This is a genomic window from Microbacterium sp. NPDC076768 (assembly GCF_040687205.1).
Classification (GTDB): Bacteria; Actinomycetota; Actinomycetes; order Actinomycetales; family Microbacteriaceae; genus Microbacterium.
The window spans coordinates 1,125,323-1,138,204 of sequence record NZ_JBFBMU010000002.1 but is presented as its reverse complement, the minus strand read 5'-3'; the positions used below and the strand labels follow the sequence as shown (position 1 = coordinate 1,138,204).

The window sequence follows — 12,882 nt, the reverse complement described above, 5'->3', positions numbered from 1 at the left end:
CGGTGGAGTCGCGCTCACTTCCGGTTCCAGACGGGCTTGATGGATCGCGCGTCGACGCGGCCCTCGCAAAACTGATGGGGTTTTCCCGCACATTCGCTGCCGACGTTGCGGCGGCTGGCGGCGTCCGTCTCGACGGGGTGACGCTGGATAAGTCGGACCGTCTGCGCGGTGGCGGTTGGCTCGATGTCGAATGGCAGCCGAAAGAGGCGCCAAAGATCGTCCCTATCGCAGTGCCAGAGCTGGGCGTGGTGTACGACGACGACGACATCATCGTGATCGACAAGCCGACGGGCGTCGCTGCACATCCTTCTGTGGGGTGGGAAGGTCCGACGGTGGTCGGAGCTCTTGCCGCGGCAGGTTTTCGCGTCTCGACCAGCGGAGCAGCGGAGCGTCAGGGCGTCGTTCATCGGCTCGACGTGGGCACGAGCGGTCTCATGGTCGTGGCGAAGAGCGAGCATGCTTACACAGTCTTGAAGCACGCGTTTAAAGAGCGCACCGTCGAGAAGATCTATCATGCTGTCGTGCAGGGGCATCCTGACCCGCTGGTTGGCACCATCGAGGCGCCTATCGGTCGCCACCCGAACCACTCGTGGAAATTCGCTGTCGTCCCAGATGGAAAGCCATCAGTGACGCATTACGAGACGCTCGAGGCTTTCCCCGGAGCGTCTCTGCTCGAGATTCACCTCGAGACAGGCCGCACTCATCAGATCAGAGTGCATATGGCGGCACACCGGCATCCGTGTGCAGGTGATCCGCTGTACGGCGCTGACCCCACGTTGTCTGCCAGGCTTGGTCTCACACGTCAGTGGCTGCACGCGCATCGGCTCGCTTTCGCCCACCCGGCCACGGGGGACTGGGTGCAGTTCGAGTCGCCGTATCCAGAGGACTTCCGACACGCTTTGGATGTTCTGCGCGGCGAGTAGCGCGTGGCTACGTGAGTAGCTCATCGCTGTAATGCCGTCAGAAGTTTTGAACTACTTTCGGGTTCTGGGGCAATAGATAGTGTGAGCACAGACAGCGAGATTATTGAGCGGTCGTTCGGACAGCCCCGAGCCTTCGCTGAACTGTTCGATAGGCACGCCGGTGCAATCGGTGGCTACGCTGCCCGGCGTACCGGTGTGCACGCGGGCGAGGACATTCTCAGCGAGACATTCCTGGTCGCGTTTGCCCGGAGAAAGTCGTTTGATACGGACTGGGACTCCGCGCTTCCCTGGCTATACGGGATTGCGTCCAAGCTCATCAAGAAGCATCGTTCACGCGAGGCGAAGCATCTCCGTTCGAGTGCTGCGTCAGCGGCCAGGGAAGAGCATTTCTCCCACGATGATCTCGATGCCACCATCGCTCGCCTTGATGCTCAGCGCGCCACACGGGATCTTGCACCGTTGATCGCTTCGCTTTCGGCGAAAGACCGCGAGACGCTGCTGCTTTACGCGTGGGGAGACCTTACATATGAGCAGATTGCCATCGCGCTCAATGTGCCAGTGGGAACGGTGAGGTCGCGCATAAATCGTGTGCGCACACGATTGAACCCAGCCCGTCGAAAGGGCCGCAAGCCAGTCATGACGGAGAAGGAAGGAGAGGTCGATGGACGTTTTAGAGCGAGTGCGTAATGTCAACGTTGAAGCGAGCCTGACGGAGGCGGAAATCGGGAGTGCCCGTTCTCTGCTTTTGAACGGCATCGACGCGAGCTTGGCACAGAATCGCAAGAGAGCTCTACGTTGGTCATTCGTGATCGTCAGCGCATTGGCCGGAGTGGCCGCGGTGACGGCGGGGGTCGTTATGCTCAACCAGACTCCCACACCTACTCCGCGCATCGAAGCGGCGCCACCGGTAATCGAGACACCGCCGCCCACTGCAACAGCAACGCCGCGTGAGACCGAGCCGCCCGTGCCGACGCCCGTAACAGCATCCTCTGTGTTGAGTGCTGCTGCGAAGGCCTCCGGTGCGAGCACGACGCCGAGCCTCCAGGAGGGGCAGTATCTGAAGGTCGAGCGGGAGGTGAACACGCTCGTGCTCTACGGCCCGTCCGATACTCCATCGCTGTTCGATGCCTCACGGGCAGATGCGAGCGCGGCGTGGATCGCGCGCTCGCATTGGTCGGTTTATGTCCCGGCCGACCGCTCGAGTGAATGGGTGAGAGAGTTCCCGAACCAGGACCAGCTCACGGCGTTTTACGGTGAAGGTGCCGAGTCACACGCACAAGAGTGGTTAGGTGGCGACCGAGAACCGTTCTATCTACGGACGACAGGTGGCCTGGGGGAAGCTGGACCCGGTGAACCGTCCAGGGCGTCTGAGGCCTATTACTCTGAGTTTCCACGCGACCCGCAGGCGCTTTTGGAGTGGGTTCGTGCGAGCAATGGGGCAGTGGACAGTTCCGAACAATCGCTCGGAACTGCCGCGGAAGTGCTGATCGAGGAGCTGCAATACAACACGGCCCCTCCGGATCTTCAGGCATCGATGTATGAGGCTCTGGCTTTGCTTCCGCAAAGCACTATTGCAGGGGTGGACGGGAATATCACTACGATCGCGTTTGCGGCGAACGAATCCCGTTGGGGGTTTAACGAGATCTCGATCGACACGACGACGGGCCTCGCAGTCGGATCCCTGATCAGATATGACTCGGGGACCGGGATCGTGCCATCGGATGTCGCGGATTCTTGGGAACGCATCAGCGTGAGCGTCGTCGACTCCGCTCCGTAGCTACACACCACTTTTCACGGCGGACCCCGGCTCTGAGCTCCGGTGTCGAGGTCCGCCGTAGAATTGAACCCATGGCATCCGACTCTTTCGTCCACCTGCACGTGCACAGTGAGTACTCGATGCTGGACGGTGCTGCGAAGATCGCGGCGATGACTCAGGCGGCCGCTGATTACGAGATGCCGGCCATCGCGGTGACCGACCATGGCAACACTTTTGCCGCCTTCGAGTTCTACAAGGCGGCCAATGCCGCTGGAGTTAAACCGATCATCGGGCTCGAGGCCTACGTCACCCCCGGCACACATCGCAGCGACAAGACTCGCGTGCAGTGGGGATCACCCGATCAGAAGAGCGACGATGTTTCTGGCTCAGGTGCGTACACACACATGACGATGTGGAGCCAGAGCACAGAGGGTATGCACAACCTCTTTCGACTGAGCTCCCGTTCCAGCATGGAGGGCTACTACTTCAAGCCGCGCATGGATCGCGAGCTACTGCAGACCTACTCCAAGGGCCTGATCGCCACGACGGGATGCCCCTCCGGCGAAATTCAGACCAGACTTCGTCTCGGACAGTATGAGGCTGCGCGAGAGGCCGCGGGGGAACTGCAAGATCTCTTCGGCAAAGAGAATTACTTTGCCGAGATCATGGACCACGGACTGTCGATCGAGCGACGCGTGATGACTGATCTGCTGCGCCTGTCGAAAGACTTGAAGATCCCCCTGGTCGCCACGAATGACTCGCACTACACGCATCAGCACGAAGCCGATGCGCACGAGGCGTTGCTGTGTGTGCAGTCCGGCTCGACGATGGACGATCCCAATCGGTTCAAGTTCAACGGCGACGGCTACTACATCAAGACCGCGGCCGAGATGCGTGCGCTTTTTCGCGATCACCCCGAGGCCTGCGACAACACGCTGCTCATCGCAGAGCGTTGCGAGGTGGAGTTCAACACAGCGGCGAACTACATGCCTCGATTCCCGGTGCCCGACGGCGAAACAGAAGACAGCTGGCTCATCAAAGAGGTCGAGACCGGGCTGAACTATCGGTACCCAGGCGGCATCCCAGACAAGGTACGCAAGCAGGCCGAGTACGAGACCGGCATCATTTTGCAGATGGGGTTCCCCGGCTACTTCCTTGTGGTCGCCGACTTCATCAACTGGGCGAAAGACAACGGCATCCGGGTGGGCCCTGGCCGTGGCTCCGGTGCAGGTTCGATGGTCGCCTACGCGATGCGAATCACTGACCTTGATCCACTAGAGCACGGTCTGATCTTTGAGCGATTCCTCAACCCCGATCGTGTCTCGATGCCCGACTTCGACGTCGACTTCGATGATCGGCGACGCGGCGAGGTCATCGACTATGTGACCCAGAAGTACGGTTCAGAGCGCGTTGCGCAAATCGTCACGTACGGCACTATCAAGTCGAAGCAGGCGCTCAAAGATGCAGGGCGCGTGCTGGGTTTCCCCTTCAGCATGGGGGAGCGGTTGACCAAGGCGATGCCGCCGCCCGTCATGGGTAAAGACATGCCGCTGGACGGCATGTTCGATTCGGCACACCCGCGGTACAAAGAGGCGAGCGAATTCCGGGCGCTGATCGACACCGATCCTGAGGCGAAGACTGTCTTTGATCGTGCCATCGGTCTGGAGGGTCTGAAGCGTCAGTGGGGCGTACACGCCGCCGGTGTGATCATGTCGTCTGACCCGTTGCTCGACATCATTCCGATCATGCGCCGTGAGCAAGATGGTCAGATCGTCACGCAGTTCGACTACCCGTCGTGCGAGTCCCTTGGCCTGATCAAGATGGACTTCCTCGGACTCCGTAACCTCACGATCATCTCCGACGCGCTAGATAACATCCGTACGAACAGGGGAGAAGAGCTCGACCTCGAACAGCTCGGGCTCGACGACCCTGGTGTGTATCAACTGCTTGCTCGCGGTGACACGCTCGGAGTCTTCCAGCTGGACAGCCCACCGCTTCGCTCCCTGATGCGCCTGATGAAGCCGGACAACTTCGGTGACATTTCCGCCTTGATCGCGCTGTATCGACCGGGGCCGATGGGGGCAAACTCGCACACCAATTACGCGCTGCGTAAGAACGGTCTGCAAGAGATTTCTCCCATTCATCCTGAGCTCGAAGAGCCGCTTGCAGAGATTCTCGAAGAGTCGTATGGGTTGATCATCTATCAGGAGCAGGTGATGGCGATCGCCCAGGCTGTCGCCGGATTCAGCCTTGGTCAAGCAGACATTTTGCGTCGGGCGATGGGTAAGAAGAAGAAGTCCGAACTCGACAAGCAGTATGAAGGCTTCGCTGGAGGGATGAAGCAGCGAGGGTACGGTGAAGCAGCCATTAAGTCGCTGTGGGATATCTTGCTGCCCTTCTCCGACTACGCCTTCAACAAAGCGCACTCGGCCGCATACGGACTGGTCTCTTACTGGACCGCGTACCTCAAAGCGCACTACCCCGCGGAGTACATGGCGGCTTTGCTCACGAGTGTTGGCGACTCCAAAGACAAGATGGCGCTCTACCTCAACGAGTGTCGGCGTATGGGCATCAAAGTGCTTCCGCCCGATGTCTCAGACTCCATCAATTTCTTTGCCGCCGTTGATGATGACATTCGCTTCGGTCTCGGGGCTGTGCGAAACGTCGGTAGCAACGTCGTAGATGGCATTGTGCAGGCTCGCAAAGATGAGCGCTTCACGTCGTTCCATCACTTCCTCGATAAAGTGCCGCTCCACGTGTCGAATAAGCGCACAGTGGAATCGCTCATCAAAGCGGGCGCCTTTGACTCGATGGGGGACTCACGTCGCGCTCTCTTAGAGGTGCACGAAGATGCGGTCGAAGCAGCCGTCGATCGTAAACGCAACGAAGCACAGGGAGCTATCGGCTTCGACTTCGATAGCCTTTATGACGGCATGGAGGAGGTTGCTCCAGCGAAGGTGCCTCCTCGCCCTGAGTGGACGAAGAAAGACAAGCTCGCTTTCGAAAGAGAGATGCTGGGACTCTACGTTTCAGATCACCCGTTGGCTGGGCTCGAAGTTCCACTCGCGAAGCATGCCTCGATTTCGATCAACGACCTTCTCAACTCGGAGGACGTGCAGGATGGCGACCAGGTGACGGTCGCTGGGCTTGTCACCAGTGTGCAGCATCGTGTCGCTAAAGCCAGTGGAAATCCGTACGGCATGATCACCGTCGAAGATTTCAACGGTGAGGTCACTGTGATGTTTATGGGAAAGACCTACACGGAGTTCCAGCACACTCTGCAGCAGGACGCGATTCTGGCTGTGCGGGGACGCGTGTCCCGGCGTGATGATGGACTGAATCTCCACGCGCAGTCGACCTTCGCCCCTGATGTCGGCTCTTTCGATGCCGCTGGGCCGTTGTCGTTGGCGCTCGCGGAGCAGCGCGCCACCGAGCGCGTGATGATGGAGCTCGCTGAGGTGCTTCGCCGGCATAAGGGCGACACAGAGGTGCTGCTTCGAGTTCATCGGGGTGGCACGGCGAAGGTGTTCGAAGTTCCTATGCCCGTAAAGGTTTCCGCCGACCTTTTCGGTGACCTTAAGTCACTTCTCGGACCCAGCTGTCTGGGGTGAGCCGGTAGGATCGTGAGCCGTCGGCAGCACGACGAAATCATCCGTCGAGCACTGTGACGAAAGGAACAACCATGAGCACGGATCTTCCCGAAGCGGACCAGGAGGACGCGATTTTCGACGACGACGGCGTTCTCTACGACGACCAGGTGACGCCGGAGATCGGTGTGCTCGGCTTCACGCTGCGCGAGCTGCTCATTCTGGGAGTCTGGTTGCTCTCGTTCATCTTCTCGTTCTTCCCCGTGGCGGGAGGGCTTTCGCTCTGGGCAATCGGCATCGAATGGATCCTGCCGATTGCTGTTCCGACAGTCGCCGTTTTCCTGTTGGTACTGCGCCGCTTCTCTCCCGAGGGGATCCGCAGAGTCGGATCCTTGGGGATCGATCAGTTTGCCTCGGTGGCTTTCTCCGTCTCAGCGGTGGTCTGGGCGGGAAAGATTTGGCTCGCTGTTGCTGCGGTGGTCTCCATTGGTAGCTGGGGAGTGCCCTGGAACAGCGTGGCGATGGCGATTGCGTCGTTTGCGCTTGTCATTCTCACGGTGTTTGCTCCATTGATTCCCGGCCTGAAGGAAGACTTCCACGGACGACTCGTCACGCTGGCTCACCGCAACGCCAACCCCGTGCGTCCTGTTATCGCCCGTCCGCGTCGTGAGCGTCCTGTCGTTGCAGAAGAAGCGGAAGCGGACATCAGCGAGGACGACGCATCGGCAGAGCCGGAAACGGCGGCTGCTCTCGTCACGCCCCCCGAGGGGGAGGGCCTAGAGCAGCACGCGACAGATGAAGTCATCCGCCTCGACCTGGCTGAGCAGGTGCCGCTCACCGCACACGCTTCGGGCGGGGGAACGGGTACAGAGCAAACGTCCCCGACGGAGCAATACGCGCCGGCATACTCGCGTCGGTCCCGCGGTCAAGAGCCTGAGATCGTCTCGGACACCGGGAGCATCGAATCCCTCCTGGGGACCGCCGCGCGTGTGGAGACGAACGACATCTTTGCGAGCGTCCTAGCCACCGGCGAAGCAACGCAGCCCGGAGCAGCTCAGCCTGAACCGTCGAGCCACCGCGAGGCGGAAACGGCAGCACAGGCAGCACAGCCTTTCTGGATTCTCGCGCCCTCTGAGCGCGATGTTCACGACGAGCGTGGAGAGCCGATCTTCCGGATCGGCCCAGACGCGTGGGCGCTGGTGATTGAAGACCGTGGGGGCGCCTATGTCGTGCGACATGACGACGGGCGAATCGGCTACCTCCACGAAGTTACTGACATCACGAAAGGCTGAAATGCGCACAATTGATCTACGAGGCCGGGAGCTCTCGCCTGCAGACATGCTTGCGGCAGTGCCGCGCGCTGCCCAGGCCCGTGCCGAAGCTCTCGACACGGCTGTTCGCATCGTCGACGATGTGCGCGACAGGGGAGAAGTAGCGCTTCGGGAACAGGCTGAGCGGTTCGACAGGGTCTCCGATCACGCGGTGCGTGTCCCAGAAGAGCACATCACGGAAGCTCTGGCAGCACTTGCGCCCGAGGTGAGAATGGCGCTGGAGGAGGCTATTCGGCGGGTGCGTCTCGCTTCCGCCGCTCAGGTGCCGACGGAGCAGATCACTCGCATTGGCGCGGGGGCCGTTATCACTCAGCGGTGGCAACCAGTGCACCGCGTAGGTGTGTACATTCCCGGCGGCAAGGCCGTGTATCCCTCCAGCGTGATTATGAATGTCGTGCCAGCGCAGGTCGCTGGCGTTACCCAGATCGCGCTGGCATCGCCCCCGCAAGCAGACCAGGGCGGGCGGATTCACCCCACCATCCTGGCGGCTGCGGCGTTGCTGGGCGTCACCGAGGTGTATGCGATGGGTGGGGCTGGCGCCATCGGGGCGTTTGCGCACGGAGTGCCGTCTATCGGGCTTGACCCTGTTGATGTCGTCTCAGGTCCTGGCAACAACTATGTTGCGTCGGCTAAACGCGCTGTGGCTGGCGTCGTCGGCACTGATTCTGAGGCGGGCGCGACCGAGATTCTCGTCGTGGCTGATGCGTCAGCTGATCCGCGGCTGATCGCCGCCGATCTCGTGAGTCAAGCAGAACACGACGAACAGGCCTCCGCCGTGCTGGTGACAGATGCGGTCGAGCTCGCTGAGAAGGTTGCCGTAGAGGTCGAAAAGTTTGCGACGGCCACACGCCACAGCGAACGCGTGGCTGCTGCTCTTGCCGGGCCGCAGTCGGCGATCGTGCTTGTGGACGACCGTGCGATGGCGACCGCCTTCAGCAACGCCTACGCGCCGGAGCACCTCGAGTTGCACCTCGTCGATGCGGAAGAGGCAGCAGCCACTTTCACTAGCGCCGGAGCCGTATTCGTCGGTGATCAGACCCCGGTGAGCCTGGGCGATTACATGGCAGGCAGTAATCACGTGTTGCCGACCGGCGGTCAGGCGCGATACGCACCGGGTCTCGGAGCGTATACGTTCTTGCGCCCTCAACAGGTAATTTCGTACGACCGTGCGGCGCTTGAGGCCGTGCGAGCCGGAGTTGTTGCCCTCGCCGACACTGAGGTGCTGCCTGCTCACGGTGAGGCAATCGACGCACGGTTCAACGCGTAGGATCGGTCAGATGCACTGCCCCTTTTGTCGTCATCCTGATTCTCGTGTCATTGATTCGCGTACCAGTGATGATGGCCTCTCTATCCGGCGCCGTCGTCAGTGCCCCGAGTGCGGTGGCCGTTTCACGACCACAGAGACCGCCAGCCTGAACGTGATCAAACGCTCAGGCGTGATGGAACCCTTCAGCCGCGAGAAGGTCATTTCCGGTGTTCGCAAGGCATGTCAAGGTCGTCCGGTAACGGAAGGTGACCTGGCCGTGTTGGCGCAGCGGGTAGAAGAAGCAGTGCGTCAGACCGGCGTTTCCCAGCTCGATACAAACGAGATTGGTCTCGCCATCCTGGGCCCGCTCCGCGATCTCGACGAGGTCGCATTCCTGCGTTTCGCTAGCGTCTATCAAGCCTTCGACTCGCTCGAAGATTTTGAAGCCGCAATCACGGATCTGCGCGCAGATCACACGGAGAAAGAGTCCGCAGACCGGTAATCTGGCAGTGATGTATCCGCTGCTTTTTCGCGCTGTGCTCTCGCGCTTCGACCCTGAATTCGCCCATCATGCAGGCATGGCGGTGATTCGGGTGCTCGGAACACCGCCGTTCTCCTGGGTGACGCGCGCCGCTACGCGCCCGGATCCGTCGCTTCAGGTTGAAGCCCTCGGACTCACCTTTCCGTCGCCCTTCGGCGTCGCGGCTGGTTTCGACAAGAACGCAGTGGGCGTGCGCGGACTGGCAGCGCTTGGCTTCGGGCATGTCGAGGTGGGAACGGTAACGGCGATTCCGCAAGAGGGGAACCCGAAGCCGCGTCTGTTTCGTCTGGTCGCTGACCGTGCGGTGATCAACCGGATGGGGTTCAATAACGCGGGTGCCGATGCTGCTGCACGCCGGTTAGCTCGTCTTCGTCGCGGCGCGCCAGACACGATCATCGGTGTCAACATCGGTAAGAGCCGCGTGGTCGAGGTCGAGAACGCGACGGCAGACTATGTGGCATCCGCCACCCGTCTAGCTCCACTCGCGGACTACCTGGCCGTGAATGTTTCGTCGCCGAACACTCCTGGTCTGCGTGGACTGCAAGCAGTAGAAACGCTCGCACCGCTGTTGCGCGCCGTGCGAGAAGCATCTGGCGCTACGCCGCTGCTCGTCAAGATTGCGCCGGACCTTCCGGATGAAGAAATCACGGCAATTGCGCGGATGGCGGTAGACGAGGGGCTTGCTGGAATCATCGCGCACAACACGACGATCAGCCGAGATGGCCTGCTCACCGATGCTGCTGAGGTAGAGAAGCTCGGAGCCGGTGGTCTTTCCGGTGCCCCGCTGAAGCAACGCTCGCTGGAAGTTCTGCGCCTCGTGCGTGAGGTCGTTCCCGCAGAATTCTGCGTCATCGCTGTTGGCGGCGTTGAGACACCCGCTGATGTGCAGGAGCGAATTTCAGCCGGAGCCACCCTTGTGCAGGGCTACACCGCATTCCTGTACCGCGGACCTTTTTGGGGCCGCGAGATCAACAGAGGGTTGGTTACTCCGGGTACTGACCGCGCTTGACCTGCGGCTTCGGCAGGCGCATGAAGCGCATCTGCAGGGCACGCATGGCGGCGTACCAGCCAAGGCCACGCTCCATCCGGTCCTTGCCAAACTTTGCCGCAGCCTTGCGCTTCACCCGCATGCTCAGAAGCACCATGCCACCGATGGCAATGATCAAGAAGCCCATCATCCCGAGGTAGGCGTAGAACGAGATCAGAGAATTCGCGGGAATCAGCGACGCCAGAATAACGAGCACCATCACGGCCATTACGAACTCGGCGGGGTGCCAACCGGCGTCGACATAGTCACGTACCCACCGTCGCTGGGGACCCTTGTCACGCGTGGGAAGGTACTTCTCTTCGCCGGCTGCCATTCCTGCCTGGGCGCGAGCGCGTCGCTCGTTCAGTTCAGCCTTGGCCGCGGCCTTTGCTTCCTTGGTGTTGGCGACCAGGGGACGGCGACGGGCCGCCTCCTGCTGCGCACGGGTCGGCGTCGCGCGCCCCTTACCGACGCCTGGCGTCTCGGGAGCGTCATCGTTCGTCGAAGGGGAAACGGGGGTAGTGGACACGGAGTTCCTCAGGTCGCTGACGGGAGATCACCTTAAGATTACTCGCATGACCTCTCCTGTTCTTCCCAGTGAGTCCGACGCGCTTGTCCTTGACGCTGTGGCAACCGGCATTCCTTCCGCTTTGTCGGACCTCGGAAACCTTGTGCGTATCCCCGGAATGGCCTGGCCAGCCTTCGACCAGACGCAACTAGAGCGCAGCGCAGAGGCGGTAGCGGCACTGGCATCTGGCACCGGAGTCTTCGACGAAGTGAAGGTGCTGCGCGCCGCTATTCCAGGGACCGGGGAACACGGTCAGCCCGCGGTGCTGGCTACGCGCGCTGCGCGCAACGGCAAACCGACGATCTTGCTTTACGCTCACCACGACGTGCAGCCTCCGGGGGATGACGCGCTGTGGGAGACCCCTCCGTTCGAGCCGACGGTCCGAAATGGCCGGCTCTATGCGCGGGGTGCCGCGGATGACAAAGCAGGAATCATGGCGCACATCGCCTCGGTGCGTGCGGTGAGCGAGGTGCTCGGTGACGATCTCGACCTGGGCATCGCGATGTTCATCGAGGGGGAGGAAGAGTACGGCTCGCGCTCGTTCGCACAATTCCTCGCCGACAACAAAGAAGATCTGCGAGCCGATGCGATCGTCGTCGCTGACTCCGGAAACTGGGATTCAGTGACGCCGGGCCTTACGGTCTCTCTTCGCGGGAACGCCCGCTTCACCATGCGTGTGCGCACGCTGGACCATGCCTCGCACTCCGGAATGTTCGGAGGAGCAGTGCCCGACGCGATGATGGCTACCGTCACGCTTTTGTCGACGCTGTGGAACGCCGACGGTTCTGTCGCCGTAGACGGAATGAGCGTGCGGGAAGCGCCGACGCCTGAGTACACCGAGGCAACGCTTCGCGACGAAGCCGGACTTCTTCCCGAAACCACCCCGATCGGCAATGGCAGCATTCTGAGTCGGATTTGGAACAAGCCATCTGTCACGGTTATCGGCATCGATGCGACGAGTGTCGCTTCTGCGTCGAACACACTTCTTCCTGAAGTCACGGTGGTCGTCAGCGCCCGCGTTGCCCCCGGGCAGTCGGGCCAAGACGCTTATGAAGCGCTAGAGAGCCACCTTCGCGCGCACGCACCGTTTGGAGCCGAACTCACGTTCTCTGATGTTGATTTGGGCAACGGGTTCTTGGTCGACACCAGCGGATGGGCAGTCGCACTCACGCGGGATGCGATGCGAGATGGCTACGGCGTACCGCCGCTCGATCTGGGGGTCGGAGGGTCTATCCCCTTCATCGCCGACCTCGTGAGGGAGTTTCCGGAGGCGCAAATTCTTGTCACCGGAGTGGAGGACCCTCACTCGCGTGCACACAGCCCGAACGAATCCCTGCACCTCGACACCTTCCGCCACGCCGTCGCCACCGAGGCGCTGCTGCTGACACGGATGAACGCGATCGAGCACTGAGCCTTTCCGCCACGTCGGCGGTAGAATTATGCGAGAAGCCGTGCCCCCGCGGCCCGTCAAAAGGAGCGACATGAGCGACACCACACTGACCACAGAGACGACCAACGCCCACGGAATCAGCCTCACTGGCGCTGCAGCCATCAAGGTCAAGAACCTCCTTGAGCAAGAAGGACGCGACGACCTGCGTCTGCGCGTAGCGGTTCAGCCTGGCGGATGCTCCGGTCTGATCTATCAGCTCTACTTCGACGAGCGTTACCTCGAAGGAGATGAAACCGTCGACTTCGACGGCGTAGAGGTAATCGTCGACAATATGAGCATCCCGTACCTCGATGGTGCATCCATCGATTTCAAAGACACCATCTCTGAACAGGGATTCACTATCGACAACCCGAACGCTGCTGGTAGCTGCGCCTGTGGTGACAGCTTCCACTGATTCTTTGAGGTGCGGCGCAATTCCCGGCATTTTCGGCCGGGAACGCGCCTAATCCACCT

General features: G+C 61.1%; 11 protein-coding genes. 10 read left to right on the top strand and 1 reads right to left on the bottom strand.

The window, feature by feature from the left end; translation table 11 throughout:
• The first annotated feature begins 2 nt into the window (after positions 1-2).
• The 8 genes from AB0O87_RS11880 to AB0O87_RS11845 all read left to right on the top strand — a co-directional run bounded on the left by AB0O87_RS11880 (position 3) and on the right by AB0O87_RS11845 (position 10,393).
• A complete protein-coding gene (locus AB0O87_RS11880) occupies positions 3-923 on the top strand; it encodes an RluA family pseudouridine synthase (protein WP_363515938.1) in 921 nt (306 codons plus the stop codon).
• A gap of 81 nt (positions 924-1,004) precedes the next feature.
• Positions 1,005-1,610, top strand: coding sequence for an RNA polymerase sigma factor (locus tag AB0O87_RS11875; RefSeq protein WP_363515935.1), 606 nt, complete (start codon positions 1,005-1,007; stop codon positions 1,608-1,610).
• Positions 1,585-2,700 carry a hypothetical protein gene (locus tag AB0O87_RS11870; RefSeq protein ID WP_363515932.1) on the top strand — a complete coding sequence of 372 codons (1,116 nt, stop codon included), beginning with the start codon at positions 1,585-1,587 and terminating at the stop codon, positions 2,698-2,700. The genes AB0O87_RS11875 and AB0O87_RS11870 overlap by 26 nt, the downstream gene beginning before the upstream one ends.
• Positions 2,701-2,771: 71 nt before the next feature.
• Positions 2,772-6,290 (top strand): DNA polymerase III subunit alpha, encoded by a 3,519-nt coding sequence (gene dnaE / locus AB0O87_RS11865; RefSeq protein ID WP_363515930.1) that lies wholly within the window; start codon positions 2,772-2,774, stop codon positions 6,288-6,290.
• Between the two features lie 71 nt (positions 6,291-6,361).
• Complete coding sequence (locus AB0O87_RS11860) at positions 6,362-7,558, top strand: hypothetical protein (protein WP_363515927.1); 1,197 nt, start codon at positions 6,362-6,364, stop codon at positions 7,556-7,558.
• Between the two features lies 1 nt (position 7,559).
• Positions 7,560-8,864 (top strand): histidinol dehydrogenase, encoded by a 1,305-nt coding sequence (gene hisD, locus AB0O87_RS11855; protein WP_363515924.1) that lies wholly within the window; start codon positions 7,560-7,562, stop codon positions 8,862-8,864.
• 10 nt (positions 8,865-8,874) lie between these two features.
• Positions 8,875-9,345, top strand: a complete 471-nt coding sequence (gene nrdR, locus AB0O87_RS11850; protein WP_363515921.1) for a transcriptional regulator NrdR — start codon at positions 8,875-8,877, stop codon at positions 9,343-9,345.
• 10 nt (positions 9,346-9,355) lie between these two features.
• Positions 9,356-10,393, top strand: coding sequence for a quinone-dependent dihydroorotate dehydrogenase (locus tag AB0O87_RS11845; RefSeq protein WP_363516243.1), 1,038 nt, complete (start codon positions 9,356-9,358; stop codon positions 10,391-10,393).
• Here AB0O87_RS11845 and AB0O87_RS11840 read toward each other — a convergent pair.
• Positions 10,368-10,940 carry a DUF3043 domain-containing protein gene (locus tag AB0O87_RS11840; RefSeq protein ID WP_363515918.1) on the bottom strand — a complete coding sequence of 191 codons (573 nt, stop codon included), beginning with the start codon at positions 10,938-10,940 and terminating at the stop codon, positions 10,368-10,370. The two genes, AB0O87_RS11845 and AB0O87_RS11840, sit on opposite strands and share 26 nt — an antisense overlap.
• A 46-nt stretch (positions 10,941-10,986) precedes the next feature.
• Between AB0O87_RS11840 and AB0O87_RS11835 the strand changes: the two genes are divergently transcribed.
• Both AB0O87_RS11835 and erpA read left to right on the top strand, forming a co-directional pair.
• Positions 10,987-12,390, top strand: coding sequence for a dipeptidase (locus AB0O87_RS11835; RefSeq protein WP_363515915.1), 1,404 nt, complete (start codon positions 10,987-10,989; stop codon positions 12,388-12,390).
• Between the two features lie 70 nt (positions 12,391-12,460).
• Positions 12,461-12,823, top strand: a complete 363-nt coding sequence (gene erpA / locus AB0O87_RS11830) for an iron-sulfur cluster insertion protein ErpA (RefSeq protein ID WP_363515912.1) — start codon at positions 12,461-12,463, stop codon at positions 12,821-12,823.
• The last annotated feature ends 59 nt before the right edge of the window (positions 12,824-12,882 follow it).